The following is an 18135-nucleotide window of genomic DNA, read 5'->3' as shown; positions in this document are numbered from 1 at the left end:
AGGACATGCCCGTGACGAGCCCTATCAGAATCCTGCCGGTCCCGCTGACCCTGGCCATGGCAATCGCCCTGGCCGGTTGCGCCGGCCTGCCCGACCAGCGTCTGGCCAACGAAGCGCTCAAGCGCGGTGACACCGCGACCGCCGCGCAGAACTACCGTGCGCTGGCCGATCTGGGTTACAGCGAAGCCCAGGTGGGCCTCGCCGATATTCAGGTCGACAGCCGCGACCCGGAACAAATGAAACAGGCCGAAGCCACCTACCGCGCCGCCGCCAGTGTTTCGCCGCGTGCCCAGGCCCGACTCGGTCGTTTGCTGGTGGCCAAGCCCGGCTCCACCGAAGCCGAGCATCAGGAAGCCGAAAGCCTGCTGAAGAAAGCCGCCGCCAGTGGCGAAGGCAACACACTGATCCCGCTCGCGATGCTGTACCTGCAATACCCGCACAGTTTCCCGAACATCAATGCCCAGCAGCAGATCGACCAGTGGCGCAAATCCGGTTACCCGGAAGCAGGTCTCGCACAAGTGCTGCTGTATCGCACCCAGGGCACTTACGACCAGCATCTGGATGACGTGGAAAAAATCTGCAAGGCCGCGCTCAACACCACCGACATCTGCTACGTCGAGCTGGCCACGGTCTATCAGAAACGTGGCGCGCCGGAGCAACAGGCCGAGCTGATCAAGCAGCTGCAGGCCGGTTACAGCCGCGGCACCGTCAGTGCTCAGCGGGTGGACTCCGTGGCCCGTGTGCTGGCCGATTCGACCCTGGGCAAGACCGACGAAAAAACCGCGCAGTCGCTGCTCGAGCCGATCGCGCCGGGTTACCCCGCGTCGTGGGTCACCCTCGCGCAACTGCTCTACGACTTCCCGGAACTGGGCGACGTCGACCAGATGATGAAGTACCTGGACAACGGCCGCGCCGCCGATCAGCCGCGCGCCGAACTGCTGCTGGGCAAGCTCTACTACGAAGGCAAACTGGTCCCGGCCGACGCCAAAGTCGCCGAGGAACATTTCCAGAAAGCCGTCGGCCGCGAAGTCGCTGCCGATTACTACCTCGGCCAGATCTACCGCCGTGGCTACCTGGGCAAGGTCTATCCGCAGAAGGCCCTCGACCATCTGCTGACCGCTGCGCGCAACGGCCAGAACAGCGCCGATTTCGCCATCGCCCAGCTGTTTTCCCAAGGCAAGGGCACCAAGCCCGACCCGCTCAATGCCTATGTGTTCAGCCAGTTGGCCAAGGCGCAAAACACCCCGCAAGCCGATGAGCTGGCGACCACCCTCGCCGCCCAACTGCCGCCCGAGCGCCTGGCCGAAGCCCAGCGCCTGCTGCAACAGGAACAGGCGACCCGTGGCGCCCTGAGCCAGAACACGCTGCAACTGCACGCCCTGCAAGAAGAAGACGGCGAGGAAAAATTATGAAATTGAATCCCTTTGTGAAGGCCGGCATTGGCCTCACGTTCGCGCTGATCTGGTCTTGCCCGACCCTGGCCGCGATGACTGAATCGAAGAACTTCGGCCTCGAAGTGAAAATCACCGGCCAGTCCGAAGACGACCGCGACCTCGGCACCGCCAGCGGCGGCGACGTCAACGGCCTCGGCCTCGACCTGCGCCCGTGGGTCTACGGCGAAAGCGGCGCGTGGAGCGCCTATGCCATGGGCCAGGCCGTGACCTCGACTGACATCATCGAGACCGACACCCTGCAGCAGTCCGACAGCGAGGGCACCCAGACCACCGACAACGGTGACCGCAAGACCAAGAAAAACTACCTGGCGATGCGTGAGTTCTGGGTCGGCTACAGCGGCCTGACGCCCTACCCCGGCGAGATCCTCAAGTTCGGTCGCCAGCGCCTGCGCAATGACGACGGCCAGTGGCGCGACACCAACATCGAAGCCCTGAACTGGACCTTCGACACCACCCTGCTGCGCGCCAACGCCGGTGTTGCCGAGCGCTTCAGCGAATACCGTACCGATTTGAAAGAGCTGGCACCGAAAGACAAGGATCGCCTGCACGCCTACGCCGATGCCGCTTACCAGTGGACACCGGGCAACTGGGTCGGGATTCGCGGTCACCACACCCACGACGACGGCAAGCTCGACTATCCGGAGCCGGGCGTGGCCGGCGATTCGCTGGACAAGAAAGAAAACGGCGACATCAGCTGGCTCGGCTTGACCGCCGACAGCGACGCCTACAACTGGCGCAACACCAACACCGTCAACTACTGGGGCAGTATCACCGGCATGAGCGGCGACCGCGACACGGTCAACGCCCTCAACGCCGATGGCACTCGTCCGGCGCAAGCCAAGCGCAGTGACAACGTCGACGGCTGGGCCACCGACATCGGTGTGCGTCTGCGCCTCGATCCGCAATGGCAGGTCGGTGCGGCGTACGCCCGTGCCAGCGCCGATTACGAACAGAACGGCCTGGAAAGCAACCGCTCGAACTACACCGGTACTCGCTCGCGGGTTCACCGTTTCGGCGAGGCGTTCCGTGGCGAAATGAACAACATGCAGACCGCCACCCTGTTCGGTTCGTGGATGCTCAACGACCAGTACGACGCCAGCCTGATCTACCACAAGTTCTGGCGTGTGGACGGCAACAAGCCGGTGGGCAGCAACGGCATCAACGCCGTGGAGAACAACACCGACGACGTCACCGGCGCGATCCTTTCCAGCACTTCCCTGCCACTGCAGGACGGCAACAAGGATCTGGGCCAGGAAATGGATCTGGTGGTCACCAAGTACTTCAAGCAAGGCTTGCTGCCGGCGGCGCTGAGCCAGTCGATCGACGAACCGTCGGCGCTGGTGCGTTTCCGTGGCGGCGTGTTCAAGCCGGGTGATGCCTACGGCAGCCAGGTCGATTCGTACATGCACCGCGCGTTCATCGACGTGATCTGGCGCTTCTGATGCTGACCGCCAAGGGAGTGCCCGACATGAACAGTGCCCGCAAAGGCTCACTCAGCCTGCTGGCCGGCGCGATGCTGCTGGCCTCGGCCGGCGCCTTCGCCAGTGTGGAACCGGCCAAACCCGCGACCACCGCCAAGGAGCTGCAACAGGCCAAGACCTACACCGTCAGCAGCGCGCCGACCGAAGCGCTGGAACTGGCCAAGCCGAAATTGCCCGACCTCTCCGGCTACACCGCCGAAGCCGCCGCCGCGAAAATCGTGCGCAGCAAACCGGGCAAGATCAGCGTGCGCCGGATGATGCAGGAAGACGCCCTGAAGGACTTCATCGGCGGCGACAACAAGATGGCCGAATGGGTGGTGCGTCAGCACGGCATCCCGCAGGCGATCTTCGTCGACGACGGCTACATGAACCTGAAAGAGCTGGCGCAGAAACTGCCCAAGCAGTACTTCAGCGAAACCTCGCCGGGCGTCTACCTGGCCAAGTTGCCGATCGTGGTCGGCCGTAAAGGCATCCTCGAAATCGACGGCCAGACTCAGGAATTGCGCCTGTCCCAGGAGGCCGGCTCGTTCCTGGTCAACGACGGCCAGCTGTTCGTGCGTGACACCAGGGTCACCGGCTGGCGCGAGAAGGAAAACGGCCCGGCGACCTTCCGTTCGCCGAAGGAATTCCGCCCGTTCCTGCTGGCCTGGGGCGGCACCGAGACTTACATCGTCAACAGCAAGATGGCCAGCTTCGGCTACGCCAACAGTAAGTCATACGGGGTGAGTATTTCCCAGTACACGCCGAACATGGCCAAGGTGCTCAAGCGTCCCGAGCCGACCGGCTGGATCGTCGGCTCAGAGTTCTCGGACATGTGGTACGGCTTCTACTGCTACGAGACCCGCGACTTCGTGGTCAAGGGCAACACCTACAAGGACAACATCGTCTACGGCATCGACCCGCACGACCGTTCCCACGGTCTGATCATTGCCGAGAACACGGTGTACGGCACGAAGAAGAAGCACGGGATCATCATTTCCCGTGAGGTCAACGACAGCTTCATCTTCAACAACAAAAGCTACGACAACCACCTCTCGGGGCTGGTGATCGACCGTAACAGCGTGAACAACCTGATCGCCTACAACGAGATCTACAAGAACCACACCGACGGCATCACCCTCTACGAGTCCGCCGACAACCTGCTGTGGGGCAACAAGGTCATCAGCAACAAGCGCCACGGCATCCGCATTCGTAACAGCGTGAACATCCGCCTCTACGAAAACGTCGCCATGGCCAACGGCCTGACCGGCGTCTACGGGCACATCAAGGACCTGACCGACACCGACCGTGACATCAAGCTTGACCCGTTCGACGCCCAGGTCTCGCTGATCGTGGTCGGCGGTGAACTGGCGGCCAACGGCAGCGGCCCGCTGTCGATCGATTCGCCGTTGAGTGTCGAGCTGTATCGCGTGTCGATGCTGGCGCCGACCAAATCCAGCGGCATCAGCTTCAACGGCATCCTCGGCGAGCGCCAGGATGAAATTCTCGACCTGCTGGTGCGCCAGCAGAAAGCCGTGCTGATCGACCCTGTCGAACGCCAGACCGAATTGCAGGACTGAGGATAATTTTATGCACCCACACCTGATCAAATTACTCAGCCTGTCGGCCCTGACCGTGGGCATCCTGGCGGCCGGCAACGGCGCCCGCGCGGACGAAGTGAAAGCGCCAACGTTCACCGCCGAACCGTGCTGCAGCCTGTGCCCGGCCGCCCATGACGCGAAGAACTACACCACCCGCTATCAGCAGAACTTCACCACTCTGGTGCAAGCGCAGGGCGACTGGTTGTTCCGGACCCAGGAAGACCTGCGCACCGAGTTCAACACCACCCCGGCCGGTTACAAACGCCTGCAACAGCTGCACGATGCGTTCAAGGCCAAAGGCGTCGAACTGGTGATCGTCTACCAGCCGACCCGTGGCCTGGTGAACCGCAACAAGCTCAACCCGGCGGAAAAAGCCGCGTTCGATTACGAGAAAGCGCTGGGCAACTACAAGACCATGCTCGGCCGTTTCGCCAAGATGGGTTACGTGGTGCCGGACCTGTCGCCACTGACCAACGAGTCGCTGCCGGAGACCCTGCCCGCCCACGATTTCTACTTCCGCGGCGACCAGCACTGGACCCCGTATGGCGCCCAGCGCACGGCGAAAATCGTCGCCGAGAAGGTCAAGCAGATTCCGGCCTTCGCCGACATTCCCAAGCGTGAGTTCGAAACCAAACGCTCCGGGCGCATGGGCAAGACCGGCACCCTGCACAACATGGCCGGGCAACTGTGCGGCACCAGTTACGCGATCCAGTACATGGACCAGTTCACCACCGAGCCGAAAGGCGAAGCGGGTGACGGCGACCTGTTCGGTGATTCCGGCAATCCGCAGATCACCCTCGTGGGCACTTCGCACAGCGGCAAGAACTACAACTTCGCCGGTTTCCTCGAAGAAGCCATCGGCGCCGACATTCTCAACGTCGCGTTCCCCGGCGGCGGTCTGGAAGGTTCGATGCTGCAGTACCTGGGCAGCGACGAATTCCAGAAGACGCCGCCGAAAATTCTCATCTGGGAATTCTCGCCGCTGTACCGCCTCGACCAGGAAACCATCTATCGCCAGATGATGGCGCTGCTCGACAACGGCTGCGAAGGCAAAGAGGCGCAAATGTCCGCCAGCACCACGCTCAAGCCGGGCGGCAAACAAGAACTGCTGGTCAACAGCAAGAACCTGAACCTGCAGAACAGCAGCCACCAGGTCGACATCCGCTTCGCCGACACCTCGGTGAAAACCCTGCAAGCCACCCTCTGGTACATGAACGGTCGCCACGAGGACATCAAGATCGAGAAACCGGAAACCTCCGATACCGACGGTCGTTTCGCCTTTGAGTTGCGCACGGACGAAGACTGGGCCTCGCAAAACCTGCTGGCGGTCGAAGTCCAGGGTCCGGAAGCGGGCACCGCGCCACAGAAAGTCGAAGCGAAAATCTGCAAACGCAACGTATTCCCGGGCGCTGGGCAACAAACCGCTCAGGTCGGGCAATGAGGTCTGCTATGCGAAATCCGAAACTGAAAACTCTTTTGGCGCCGACACTGCTCGGGCTGGCGATCTTCGCCGGCACCGCGCAGGCCGCCGCACCACTGCGTCCGCCACAGGGCTATTTTGCGCCGGTGGATAAATTCAAGACCGGCGACAAGAGCGAAGGCTGCGATGCAATGCCGACGCCCTACACCGGGCCGCTGCAATTTCGCAGCAAATACGAAGGCTCGGACAAGGCTCGCGCGACGCTGAACGTGCAGTCGGAAAAAGCCTTTCGCGACACCACGAAAGACATCACCAACCTGGAACGCGGCACTGCCAAACGGGTGATGCAGTTCATGCGCGACGGTCGCCCGGAACAGCTCGATTGCACGCTCAACTGGCTCACCGCGTGGGCCAAGGCCGATGCGCTGATGTCGAAAGACTTCAACCACACCGGCAAGTCGATGCGCAAATGGGCGCTGGGCAGCATGGCGTCTTCGTACATTCGCCTGAAGTTCTCCGACTCCCATCCGCTGGCCCAGCATCAGCAGGAAGCCCAGGTGATCGAAGCCTGGTTCAGCAAGATGGCCGATCAGGTGGTCAGCGACTGGGACAACCTGCCGCTGGAAAAAACCAATAACCACTCGTACTGGGCCGCGTGGTCGGTGATGGCGACAGCGGTCGCGACCAACCGCCGCGACCTGTTCGATTGGGCAGTCAAGGAATACAAGGTCGGCGTCAATCAAGTCGATGCCGACGGTTTCCTGCCGAACGAACTCAAGCGCCAGCAACGCGCCCTCGCCTATCACAATTACGCCCTGCCGCCACTGGCGATGATCGCCAGTTTCGCCCAGGTCAACGGTGTGGATCTGCGTCAGGAAAACAACGGCGCGCTGAAACGCCTGGGTGACCGGGTGTTGGCCGGGGTGAAAGACCCGGATCAGTTCGAGAAGAAGAACGGCAAAGAGCAGGACATGACCGACCTGAAAGAGGACATGAAATTCGCCTGGCTCGAACCGTTCTGCACCCTCTACACCTGTTCGCCGGATGTGATCGAGAAAAAACACGGCATGCAGCCGTTCAAGACCTTCCGCCTCGGCGGCGACCTGACCAAGGTCTACGACCCTCCGCACGAGAAAGGTAACAAGGGCAGTTAGTCGCTGATCGGCTGATCGTTCCCACGCTCTGCGTGGGAACGATCGCAGGACTGTTTCACCCCTCCAACACCACGGGGGGTTTGGGGGGGCTTTGGCCCTTGACTGTTGGTTCAAACATGGAGAGATCGGGATGGTATTTTCATCCAACGTGTTCCTGTTTCTGTTCTTGCCGATCTTTCTCGGCTTGTACTACCTGAGCGGGCAACGCTATCGCAACCTGCTGCTGCTGATCGCCAGCTACGTGTTCTACGCGTGGTGGCGGGTGGACTTTCTGGCGCTGTTCGCCGGCGTCACCCTGTGGAACTACTGGATCGGCCTGAAAGTCGGCGCCGCCGGCGTGCGCACCAAACCGGCCCAGCGCTGGCTGCTGCTCGGCGTGGCGGTGGACCTGTGCATCCTCGGCTACTTCAAGTACGCCAACTTCGGGGTCGACAGCATCAACGCGATCATGACCTCGATGGGACTTGAGCCGTTCATCCTGACCCACGTGCTGCTGCCGATCGGTATCTCGTTCTACATCTTCGAGTCGATCAGCTACATCATCGACGTCTACCGCGGCGATACCCCGGCCACCCGCAACCTGATCGACTTCGCGGCGTTCGTGGCGATCTTCCCGCACCTGATTGCCGGTCCCGTTCTGCGTTTCCGTGACCTGGCCGATCAGTTCAACAACCGCACCCACACCCTCGACAAGTTCTCCGAGGGCTGCACGCGGTTCATGCAGGGTTTCATCAAGAAGGTGTTCATCGCCGACACCCTCGCCGTGGTGGCCGACCATTGCTTCGCCCTGCAAAACCCGACCACGGGCGATGCCTGGCTCGGCGCACTGGCCTACACCGCGCAGCTGTATTTCGACTTCTCCGGCTACAGCGACATGGCCATCGGCCTGGGCCTGATGATGGGTTTCCGCTTCATGGAAAACTTCAAGCAGCCGTACATCAGCCAGTCGATCACCGAGTTCTGGCGCCGCTGGCACATCAGCCTGTCGACCTGGCTGCGTGACTACCTGTACATCACCCTCGGCGGCAACCGCAAAGGCACGCTGATGACCTATCGCAACCTGTTCCTGACCATGCTGCTCGGTGGTCTGTGGCACGGCGCGAACATCACCTACATCGTCTGGGGTGCGTGGCACGGCATGTGGCTGGCGATCGAAAAGATGCTCGGCCTCAACACCGCGCCGCGCAGCCTCAATCCGATCCGCTGGGCGCTGACCTTCCTGCTGGTGGTCATGGGCTGGGTGATCTTCCGCGCCGAGAACCTGCACGTCGCCGGCCGCATGTACGGCGCGATGTTCAGCTTCGGCGACTGGTCGCTGTCGGAACTCAACCAGGCCAGCCTCACCGGTCTGCAAGTGGCGACCCTGGTGGTGGCTTACGTGACCCTGGCGTTCTTCGGCCTGCACGATCTGTACACCAACCAGCCGCCCGCCAAGACCAAACCTGAAGTCAACGTCGAGGCCAATGGCCCTGCCACGGCGATGCCGGGAATGATCAAGGCCGCTCCGGGCGAAAACCCGGCGAGCATCCACGAGCCTGGCTACACCGTCGGCGTCGAAGCCCAGGTGCAACCGGCCTACTGGACCGCGGACTGGTCGCGCTACGTGATGCGCGGGCTGATCCTGCTGCTGTTCATCGCCTCGATTCTCAAACTCTCGGCGCAAAGCTTCTCGCCGTTCCTTTACTTCCAGTTCTGAGGGATCTGACATGACCCGCTCATTACGCATCTTCTACATCGCGCTGTTTCTGGTGACCCTGCTGGTGCTTGGTCTGTGGTCGGTGCGCAGCTTCTTCGGCTTCAGCACCAACGCCGATGCGACGGTGCTCAACGGTCGCTGGACCAAAGCGGTGGAAACCCACTACGACGACGAATTCCCGATCAAGCGCCTGGGCACCAACCTCTGGGCCGCGCTGGATTTCAAACTGTTCAACGAAGGTCGTCCGGGCGTGGTGCTCGGTCGCGATCAGTGGTTGTACAGCGATGAGGAATTCAACCCGATCGTCAACGAAGAGCTGAACCTGCAAGGCAACTACGCGCTGGTCGAAGGCGTGCGCCAGACCCTGAAAGAGAAAGGCGTGAAACTGGTGATGGCGATCGTGCCGGCCAAGGCTCGCCTGTACCCGGAACACCTTGGTGAAGTGAAACCGGCAAGCATCCACGCCAACCTCTATCAGGACTTCCACGCCCGTGTCGCGGCGGACAAGATCCTCGCCCCCGACCTGCTCGGCCCGCTGCAAGCGGCCAAGCAGAACGGTCAGCAAGTGTTCCTGCGCACCGACACCCACTGGACCCCTGAAGGCGCGGAAATCGCCGCCAACACCCTGGCCAAAACCATCGCCGACAAGTTCCCGCTCAGCGGCGAGCCACAGCGCTTCGTCACCACCCCGGCGGAGAAGGTCACGCACAAGGGCGACCTGCGTCTGTTCCTGCCGCTGGATCCGCTGTTCGAAAACCTGATGCCGGCCAAGGAACCGCTGCAAAAGCGCAACACCGTGGCCGTCGAACAACCTGCCGGGGACGACGCCCTGTTCGCCAACAGCGAAGTGCCGGTGGCCCTGATCGGCACCAGCTACAGCGCCAACCCGAACTGGAACTTTGTCGGTGCGCTCAAGCAAGCGCTGCACAGCGACGTGGTCAATTACGCCGAAGACGGCCACGGCCCGATCCTGCCGATGCTCAGCTACCTGAAAAGCGATGACTTCAAGAACAGCCCGCCACAGGTGCTGATATGGGAGTTTCCTGAACGATATCTGCCTGTGAACAACGAAATCGGCGACGCCGACCCACAGTGGGTCGCAGAGCTCAAACAAGCCGGTGCTCGCCAACAAAACGTAGCCATCAACACTAAATCCGAGACGCCCGATCGGGCGCAAAACTGAAAGAGAGGTACACCATGACTTTCACTACAACTCCTCGTCGTCTCGCCAAACGCTTCGCTCTGGTTGCGGGTCTGAGCGTGCTGTCGGTCCAGGCCTTCGCCGGTGGCGACGCTGCGCTGTACGGCCCGACTGCACCGAAAGGCTCGACCTTCGTGCGCGTCTACAACGCCAGCAACGCTGAAGTCAGCGCCACCGTCGGCAGCACTAACCTCGCCGACGTCGCGCCGCTGGCCAGCAGCGACTTCAGCTTCATGCCGGGCGGTGATTACAGCGCCAAGGTCGGCAGCCAGACCCTGCCGGTGAAACTCGCCGGTGACCACTACTACACCCTGGTCAACAACGCTTCCGGCGCGCCGCAACTGATCGAAGAACCGCCGTTCAAGAACAAGCAGAAATCCCTGGTGCGCGTGCAGAACCTCAGCGACAAGTCGCTGACCCTGAAGACCGCCGACGGCAAGACCGACGTGGTGCCGAACGTGGCCGCCAAGGGCCGTGGCGAGCGTGAAATCAACCCGGTGAAAGTCAGCCTGGCGCTGTACGAAGGTGACAAGAAAGTCGGCGACGTCAAACCAGTCGCCCTGGAGCGCGGTGAAGCAGCCGTGCTGTACGTCACCGGCAACGGCAGCAACCTGTCGCCAGTCTGGGTGAAACGCCCGGTGTCGACTCGCTAATCGCTCGAGCTATCAGCTACAAGCCTCAAGCTGCAAGTGAAGTGCTTCTAACTCGCCGCTTGCAGCTTGCAGCTCCCAACTGCATTTTTAGGAGTAAACAATATGATTCCGGTGATCTTGTCAGGTGGTAGCGGCTCACGTCTTTGGCCGCTTTCGCGCAAGCAGTTTCCCAAGCAGTTCCTCGCCCTGACCGGCGAACACACACTGTTCCAGCAAACCCTCGAGCGTCTGGTGTTCGAAGGCATGGACACCCCGATCGTGGTCTGCAACAAAGATCACCGCTTCATCGTCAACGAGCAGTTGGCCAGCCGCAATCTGGAATGCCAGCGGATCCTGATGGAACCGTTCGGTCGCAACACCGCGCCGGCCGTGGCCCTGACCGCGATGATGCTGGTCAATGAAGGTCGCGACGAACTGATGCTGGTGCTGCCGGCCGACCACGTTCTGGAAGACCAGAAAGCCCTGCAACGTGCCCTCGCTCTGGCCACCGTTGCCGCCGAAAACGGCGAGATGGTGCTGTTCGGCGTGCCGGCCACCAAACCGGAAACCGGTTACGGCTACATCAAGTCCACCGGTGATTCGCTGCTGCCGGAAGGCGTCAGCCGCGTCTCGCACTTCGTGGAAAAACCCGACGTCAAACGCGCCACCGAGTACGTAGAGTCCGGCGGTTACTACTGGAACAGCGGCATGTTCCTGTTCCGCGCCAGCCGCTTCCTCGAAGAACTGAAAAAGCATGATCCGGACATCTACGACACCTGCCTGCTGACCCTCGAGCGCAGCCAACAGGATGCCGATACCGTCACACTGGACGAAGCCACCTTCGCCTGCTGCCCGGACAACTCCATCGACTATTCCGTGATGGAAAAAACCCAGCGCGCCTGCGTGGTGCCGCTGACCGCCGGCTGGAGCGATGTCGGTTGCTGGTCGTCGCTGTGGGAGGTCAACGAGAAGGACGCCAACGGCAACGTCAGCAAGGGCGACGTGGTGATCCAGGACAGCAGGAACTGCATGATCCACGGCAACGGCAAACTGGTGTCGGTGATCGGTCTGGAAAACATCGTCGTGGTCGAAACCAAGGACGCCATGATGATCGCCCACAAGGACAAGGTCCAAGGCGTCAAGCAGATGGTCAACACCCTCAACGCCCAGGGCCGCAGCGAAACCCAGAACCACTGCGAGGTGTACCGTCCGTGGGGCTCGTACGACTCGGTGGACATGGGTGGCCGCTTCCAGGTCAAGCACATCTCGGTCAAGCCGGGCGCGTGCCTGTCGCTGCAGATGCACCACCACCGCGCCGAACACTGGATCGTGGTCAGCGGAACCGCCGAAGTGACCTGCGACGAGAACGTGTTTCTGCTCACTGAAAACCAGTCGACCTACATCCCGATCGCCTCGGTGCATCGCCTGCGCAACCCGGGCAAGATCCCGCTGGAAATCATCGAAGTGCAGTCGGGCTCATACCTGGGCGAAGACGATATCGAGCGCTTCGAAGATATCTACGGTCGCTCCACCCCGGTCGAACGCGGCGTGTCGGTGAAAACCATCGCGCAGTAAGCGTTCCGTAACAAGAAGCCCCCGTCCAGCCCGCTGCGTCCCCTATCCGCAGCGGGTTGGGCGGGGGCTTTTTTACGCCACTTTTCTGGCTCCCAGTCTTTTGGCGATAGCCGCTGATCGCGGATTGACCGCGGCCGTCCTGACTTTCTGAACGTTGTGCGTGCTCACCATCCTGGCCAACGACTTGACGGTCAGGTAGGTCCCAATACCACGCAATTTGAAAGGTTGGATGGCCTCGGTGGTCTCGACCGATTCACCCAGGAACTTATCCACGCCCGGCTGCGTCAGTGGGTGCGCAATTACGTTGCTCACATGAACCGTGCTTTCTCCGCCCTTTGTTGACGAGACACTCAACTCAGCGATGCCATAAATCACTTTATCCTGGCCCTTTTTTTCGACATCGTCGCGATTGATCAGTGCGAAGAAGTGCTTGGTGACCGTTTTTTCCTCCGATACCCGTGGTTCGCTTGAATACTTGAGGGACGAGGATGTGATCTCGGCGATCTCTTTTCCCAATTCAAAATTTTGTTCCGCGCTGACATTTGTGTTCTGCAGTTCTCGCCGCATAGAGTCGTGGTACATCTCACGGTACTGGCGCCGGTACATCCTCAGATGACTCAAGAGCTCGCGCTTGCTCACTGAAAAATCCGGGCCCTCGCCGACTTCAACCAGTTTGAAATCAGCAGACTTGCTGTATTCCACACCTCCCAGGTCAAGCCTGGACACATGTGCTTGGGAGGAAAGCAGCTTGAAGGCCAATCTCACTCGAATGCCCACGTCCGCTTCGTAGGTTCCGGTCTCGGCTTGCAGCCCCAGCGCGTCTCTCATCGTGAGCGGATTGTTGCGAACCATCCGGTAAATATTCAGCCCATCCGAATAGCCGGCAGGATCGGTGCTGGCCCAGCGTTGCAACCACGGGATGTAGTAACGGAAGCCATAATAGTAAAGCCCCGTCGCATCGTGCTCCTTGCCCGAGTAACGCACGTATTTATATTTGAGTTCACCGCTTTGCCAGGCCGTAGTACCGAACGGGTGAAATACTTCCTGACTGATAATTGCGCCACGGTCGTCCGACTCCAGGCTGACTGACCCCAGGTGATCCGAGCACGCATATCGATATCGATCGTTGGTCCCCGTGGGCGGAGGGATCTCCCAATGCAGTACTCGAATATTGTTCAGCCCGCCCTCGGCAGTGATGACCTGCAACCGTTCACCGATCTCGTTATCGGTACGCAGTTCCAACCCGGGCAAATAGCGCACCTCGGCAACCACGGTGCGTGCACTGGCCTGTAACAGGCGGATCTTGCGCACCCGCTGGTGATCGCCATCGTAGAGATAGGTTTCGCTGTCATTGGCACCGGAAGCGCGCTCCACCGGGCTGACTGATTGCAGTTGGTTGCGCAGGTTCCAGCTCAGTATCCGCCCCGGCTCCAGCTGCAACACGTTGCCTCTGCGGTCGTAGGCGGCTTCGATTTGAGCGTCGTCGGGAGGTGCGTGCTCGTAAGGCAGAGCGCGGTTGCTGTAACTCGCCGGTTGCAGTTTGCGCCCATGACTTTGTGCGCCGACATGAGTCAGCCTGCGCAAGTTGCCGCCGGAATCATATTCATAAGTCTGCTGATAGTTGCTGACCGCCGCCGGGTCGACTCGTCCCATTGATTGCGGGCCCTGACTGGCACTGCCAGCTTCCCAACCGAACGCCATGATCAACTGATAAAGACTGTCATAGACAAACCGGCTGACCGGCTCTATTCGCTGATTGGCGAAATAACGGATCGGCAGCGCCTTGTCCTCGATGCTCAAGACATTGCCCATCGGGTCATAGTCGTAAATCCAGTGCTGCAGTACTCGGCCGGCGGCATCCTTATCCCGGCGGACCGTCAGGCGACCGTCCTCTGGGCGATACGTCAGCGCGGCCACCACGCCATTGCCGGCCGTTTCGCGCTCGATGCTGCCATCCGCGCTGTAGCGGATGTCACTGACCAGGATCTGCGCGGGCTGGTCCTTCAACTGCAGTCGGCGTTCACGCAAACGGCCATCGACGGTCAGCTCGAACGTATGCCGGTTGTCTCGGGCATCCGTCTGCTCCAGCACATCACCCAGCGCACCATAGCGCCACTGTGTGGTCGCACCGACGCCTGGCTCCAGCAGCCGCTGACGATCCTCCTCCCGCTCCGGCCAGTCAGTTGCCAGCGGTTCCAGCGTGAAGTGGCGGATGTCCTTGGTGCGGGGACCGCTGATTGCAAACGCGTCGAACAGCACGCTGCCGGCCGGATGATCATGACGAATCAGCTGACCGTATTGGTTACGCGACGGATCCCCACAGCCGGGATGACCGTAGGTCATTCGCTCTACGCAACGACGTGGCTCGTTTGCGCCTTGTTCGAATATTGCGACTGGTCGCTGCATGAAGTCGCATTCAATGTCGCGTCGCGTCTGCCGGCTGTCCCAACTGAACACTGTTTGCCCGGCGAGCCCCTTCAACTCGATTTGCGTGCCGGCATCAACGCTGTCCGAACGAATCACCGTGGAGTCCAGAGTAAACACCTGCGTCAGGTTGGCCGGGGGCAGCGGATCGCCGGCCTGCGACAGCCAAAGTCGCGGGTCCCACTGTTTCACCGCACGCCCCGCAGCGTCATGCAGGGTGCGGTTGATCCGGGACTCGACCGGTCCGTCCTCGATGTCTCGGCAATAGTCGACCGTGCGCACCGGCAAGCCGCGCGGGTCGACCACAGACATTCTCGGCGTATTGACGTGCAAGCTCATGGAGCGTACTTCCCCGCAACCGGCATTTGTTGTGCCTCCGGGCATCTGAGCAAGCTCAGCGCTGGTTCGGCTACTGTCGGAAATTACAGTCCCGACCAACGGCACCTGCGCGCAACCCCGACAAGATCCCGCTGAAAATCATCGAAGTGCAGTCGGGCTCATACCTGGGCGAAGACGATATCGAGCGCTTCGAAGATATCTACGGTCGCTCCACCCCGGTCGAACGCGGCGTGTCGGTGAAACCCATCGCGCAGTGATCGACCTGCAATAAGAAGCCCCCGTCCAGCCCGCTGCGTCCCCTATCCGCAGCGGGTTGGGCGGGGGCTTTTTTCAGCCCGTCTTGCGCCTGTCACTCGGAATGACTGCTCGGCTCATGGTTTTCCTGATACGTGTCTGTGGATAAACCGAAACCGATGCATTGGTTTTCTTGAAAAACCCGGTGCTGCCAGGGCTGTAACGCTCGATTCCGCTGGAGCCCTGAATGGTCTGATAATGGATGTTCCATTGCTGCTGTTTGCGGTCGTACTTCATGAAAGCGAAACCGGTCGTGAGGTTTTCCTGACGGCCCTGATCATCCGGTGCATAACCATAATCCTGATATTCCATGGCGGCGGCCTGCCCCATTCCGTGGCCTTCGGAGAGATCGTTGTATTGGGCATTTTCATATCCGCCTTCCACATGCCGGACACGCAGCACGTTGTCGTTGAGTTGATCCACCGTCAGTGAGCAACCGCTGAAACCGGGGGTAAATACATAGTCAGGCTGAGTACCTGTCGGATGCAGCGGAATATCGACATAGCCACCCTGAGGCGCCCAATACCCGGATACCGCGTTGTTCTGGTCAGGGATCTCGCCATTGGGAATATCGACGATCCGCAAAGCATTGAATTCCCCACTGCCAGCACCGGAATAAGTCATGCGATCCATACTGAAAATAAACTCGGCGCCACCGTTACGGCGGCTCAACTGCGCGACGGTTTCGTTCGAGTAACGTCCGGGAGTGGGGTCCAGCAGTTTGGTACTGACCTCAATCCTGCCCAGCTCGCCAATCTCCAGCGACTTTCGGATGTTGCCAGACCTGCCTGTTGCGGGCACTCCGCGCCGAGGTGCGCCGCTTTTCACCTCCAGAGCTCCGGTCATCAATCGATCAGCCCCCGTCGCGATAACAGGCTGCCACAATCCGTTGGCCAGCCTTCTACGCGTGACCGCCCCCTCGTCATCGGTGAAGGTGAGTGGATTGTTGCGAACCATTCGGTAGAGGTTGGCACCGTCGCCATGACCGGCAGGGTCCGCACTGGACCAGCGTTGTAGCCATGGGATGTAGTAACGCAGACCAAAGTAGTCGAGCCCGGAGGCATCGCGCTCCTTGCCCGAGTAACGGACGAATTTGCAGCTGAATTCGCCGTCCCGCCAGGCGCTGGTGCCGAAAGGGTGAAACCTTTCGCGGTTGATCATCGCGCCGTCAGCGGCGGTTTCCAGACAGACCGAACCCAGATGATCGACATGTTGATATCTATACCGATTGTTGATTCCCGAAGGCGGCGGGCTTTCCCAGTGCTGTACTCGAGCGTTGTCGGCAATGATGACTTGCACCCGTTCGCCGGTGCCGTTGTCGATGCGCAATTCCAGTCCAGGTAAATAGCGCACATCGGAAACCAGGGTGCGGGCGTTGGTTCGTAATGAGCGGATCTTGCGTACTCGCTGACTGCCAGACGCGTAGAGATAGACCTCTTGGTCGGCGAGCCCGAAGGTGCGCTCCACCGGGCTGACTGATTGCAGTTGGTTGCGCAGGTTCCAGCTCAGTACCCGCCCCGGTTCCAGCTGCAACAGGTTGCCTCTGCGGTCGTAGGCGGCTTCGATTTGAGCGTCGTCGGGAGGTGTGTCGTCATAAGGCAGAGCGCGGTTGCTGTAACTCGCCGGTTGCAGTTTGCGCCCGTGACTTTGTGCGCCCGCATGAGTCAGCCTGCGCAGGTTGCCAGCGGGATCATATTCGTAAGTCTGCTGATAGTTACTGACAACCGCCGGATCGACGCGCCCTATCGATTGCGGGCCCTGCCTCGCCATTCCGGCTTCCCAGCCCGACGCCATGATCAACTGGTCAAGGCTGTCGTAGACAAAGCGGCTGACCGGATCGATTCGCTGGTTGGCGAAGTAACGGATCGGCAGCGCCTTGTCTTCGATACTCAGGACATTGCCAGTCCTGTCGTATCCATAACGCAAGTGTTGCAGCACTCCACCGCGAGTGTCTTCGTCCCGACGGACCATCAGGCGACCGTCTTCGGGCCGATATACGCGGGTGGTCTGCACACCGTTGCCAGCGGTTTCCTGCTCGATACTGCCGTAAGCGTTGTAGTGAATATCGCTGATCAGGATCTGTTCAGCCTCACCCCTCAACTGCAAGCGGCGCTCGCGCAAGCGGCCATCGACGGTCAGCGCGAATGTATGTCGGTTGTCTCGGGCGTCCGTCTGCTCCAGTACATCGCCGAGCGCACCATGGCGCCACCGCGATGTCGCACCGGCGCCGGGTTCCAGCAGCCGCAGACGATCCTCCTCCCGCTCCGGCCAGTCAGTTGCCAGCGGTTCCAGCGTGAAGTGGCGGATGTCTTCGGTGCAGGGGCCGCTGATTGCAAACCCTTTGAACAGTACGCTGCCCGCCGGATGGTCATGACGAATCAGCTGACCGTACTGGTTTCGCGACTGATCCCCACAGCCGGGATGACCGTAGGTCATTCGCTCTACGCAACGACGTGGCTCGTTTGCGCCTTGTTCGAATATTGCGACTGGTCGCTGCATGAAGTCGCATTCAATGTCGCGTCGCGTCTGCCGGCTGTCCCAACTGAACACTGTTTGCCCGGCGAGCCCGTTCAACTCGATTTGCGTGCCGGCATCAACGCTGTCCGAACGAATCACGGTGGCGTCGAGGGTAAATACCTGCGTCAGGTTGGCCGGTGTCATAGGGTCTTCGGCTTGCCGTTGCCACAGGCGTGGATCCCACTGTTTGATCGCGTTTCCCTGTGGATCATGAAGCACTCGGTTGATCCGGGGCTCGACAGGTCCACCCTGGACTACACGGCAATAGTCGACCGTGCGGACCGGCAAGCCGCGTGGGTCGACCACAGACATCCTCGGCGTATTGGCATGCAAGCTCATGAAGCGCGCTCCCCCCGCGACCGGCATTC

General features: G+C 60.8%; 11 protein-coding genes and 1 pseudogene. 10 read left to right on the top strand and 2 right to left on the bottom strand.

Annotated elements, in window-relative coordinates; all coding sequences use genetic code 11:
- The first annotated feature begins 5 nt into the window (after nt 1-5).
- From algK to ACM6JM_RS16580, 9 genes are all read left to right on the top strand, one after another.
- Nucleotides 6-1412 (top strand): alginate biosynthesis TPR repeat lipoprotein AlgK, encoded by a 1407-nt coding sequence (gene algK, locus ACM6JM_RS16620; RefSeq protein WP_163974068.1) that lies wholly within the window; start codon nt 6-8, stop codon nt 1410-1412.
- Entirely contained in the window at nt 1409-2896 is a 1488-nt protein-coding gene (locus ACM6JM_RS16615; RefSeq protein WP_102717126.1) for an alginate export family protein, read from the top strand. Before algK ends, ACM6JM_RS16615 begins: the two co-directional genes overlap by 4 nt.
- A gap of 26 nt (nt 2897-2922) precedes the next feature.
- On the top strand, nt 2923-4494 hold the full coding sequence (gene algG / locus ACM6JM_RS16610) for a mannuronan 5-epimerase AlgG (RefSeq protein ID WP_039769710.1): 1572 nt from the start codon (nt 2923-2925) through the stop codon (nt 4492-4494).
- 10 nt (nt 4495-4504) lie between these two features.
- Nucleotides 4505-5956, top strand: a complete 1452-nt coding sequence (locus ACM6JM_RS16605; RefSeq protein WP_074691169.1) for an alginate O-acetyltransferase — start codon at nt 4505-4507, stop codon at nt 5954-5956.
- An 8-nt stretch (nt 5957-5964) separates the two neighbouring features.
- Nucleotides 5965-7089 (top strand): mannuronate-specific alginate lyase, encoded by a 1125-nt coding sequence (locus ACM6JM_RS16600; protein WP_414882229.1) that lies wholly within the window; start codon nt 5965-5967, stop codon nt 7087-7089.
- Nucleotides 7090-7219: 130 nt separating this feature from the next.
- Complete coding sequence (locus tag ACM6JM_RS16595; RefSeq protein ID WP_414882228.1) at nt 7220-8785, top strand: MBOAT family O-acyltransferase; 1566 nt, start codon at nt 7220-7222, stop codon at nt 8783-8785.
- Nucleotides 8786-8795: 10 nt separating this feature from the next.
- On the top strand, nt 8796-9968 hold the full coding sequence (locus ACM6JM_RS16590) for an alginate O-acetyltransferase (protein ID WP_039769444.1): 1173 nt from the start codon (nt 8796-8798) through the stop codon (nt 9966-9968).
- A 14-nt stretch (nt 9969-9982) separates the two neighbouring features.
- Nucleotides 9983-10639 (top strand): alginate O-acetyltransferase AlgF, encoded by a 657-nt coding sequence (locus ACM6JM_RS16585; RefSeq protein WP_039769442.1) that lies wholly within the window; start codon nt 9983-9985, stop codon nt 10637-10639.
- A gap of 102 nt (nt 10640-10741) precedes the next feature.
- Complete coding sequence (locus ACM6JM_RS16580) at nt 10742-12193, top strand: mannose-1-phosphate guanylyltransferase/mannose-6-phosphate isomerase (RefSeq protein WP_039769441.1); 1452 nt, start codon at nt 10742-10744, stop codon at nt 12191-12193.
- A gap of 72 nt (nt 12194-12265) precedes the next feature.
- Here ACM6JM_RS16580 and ACM6JM_RS16575 read toward each other — a convergent pair whose 3' ends face one another.
- Nucleotides 12266-14956, bottom strand: coding sequence for an RHS repeat domain-containing protein (locus ACM6JM_RS16575; RefSeq protein ID WP_210711049.1), 2691 nt, complete (start codon nt 14954-14956; stop codon nt 12266-12268).
- Between the two features lie 113 nt (nt 14957-15069).
- On the opposite strand from ACM6JM_RS16575, the pseudogene ACM6JM_RS16570 reads away from it, so the two are divergent.
- Nucleotides 15070-15213, top strand: a pseudogene (locus tag ACM6JM_RS16570) (hypothetical protein); the annotation flags it as partial.
- Nucleotides 15214-15286: 73 nt separating this feature from the next.
- Here the strand turns inward: ACM6JM_RS16570 and ACM6JM_RS16565 are convergent.
- Nucleotides 15287-18106, bottom strand: coding sequence for an RHS repeat-associated core domain-containing protein (locus tag ACM6JM_RS16565; protein WP_080770635.1), 2820 nt, complete (start codon nt 18104-18106; stop codon nt 15287-15289).
- Nucleotides 18107-18135 lie beyond the last annotated feature (29 nt).

Origin of the sequence: Pseudomonas sp. IT-P2, from assembly GCF_949767575.1 — a bacterium.
In the GTDB taxonomy this organism is placed as follows: Bacteria; Pseudomonadota; Gammaproteobacteria; order Pseudomonadales; family Pseudomonadaceae; genus Aquipseudomonas; species Aquipseudomonas pharyngis.
The sequence above is the reverse complement of the archived record's forward strand: the minus strand, read 5'-3'. Positions and strand labels throughout refer to the sequence as shown.

Bases quoted from the DNA above. Each gene is read 5' to 3' on its own strand.
- algK (WP_163974068.1), top strand. From the start codon at position 6: ATGCCCGTGACGAGCCCTATCAGAATCCTGCCGGTCCCGCTGACCCTG.
- ACM6JM_RS16585 (WP_039769442.1), top strand. From the start codon at position 9,983: ATGACTTTCACTACAACTCCTCGTCGTCTCGCCAAACGCTTCGCTCTG.
- ACM6JM_RS16590 (WP_039769444.1), top strand. From the start codon at position 8,796: ATGACCCGCTCATTACGCATCTTCTACATCGCGCTGTTTCTGGTGACC.
- ACM6JM_RS16595 (WP_414882228.1), top strand. From the start codon at position 7,220: ATGGTATTTTCATCCAACGTGTTCCTGTTTCTGTTCTTGCCGATCTTT.
- ACM6JM_RS16580 (WP_039769441.1), top strand. From the start codon at position 10,742: ATGATTCCGGTGATCTTGTCAGGTGGTAGCGGCTCACGTCTTTGGCCG.
- ACM6JM_RS16615 (WP_102717126.1), top strand. From the start codon at position 1,409: ATGAAATTGAATCCCTTTGTGAAGGCCGGCATTGGCCTCACGTTCGCG.
- ACM6JM_RS16600 (WP_414882229.1), top strand. From the start codon at position 5,965: ATGCGAAATCCGAAACTGAAAACTCTTTTGGCGCCGACACTGCTCGGG.
- ACM6JM_RS16605 (WP_074691169.1), top strand. From the start codon at position 4,505: ATGCACCCACACCTGATCAAATTACTCAGCCTGTCGGCCCTGACCGTG.
- ACM6JM_RS16575 (WP_210711049.1), bottom strand. From the start codon at position 14,956: ATGAGCTTGCACGTCAATACGCCGAGAATGTCTGTGGTCGACCCGCGC.
- ACM6JM_RS16565 (WP_080770635.1), bottom strand. From the start codon at position 18,106: ATGAGCTTGCATGCCAATACGCCGAGGATGTCTGTGGTCGACCCACGC.
- algG (WP_039769710.1), top strand. From the start codon at position 2,923: ATGAACAGTGCCCGCAAAGGCTCACTCAGCCTGCTGGCCGGCGCGATG.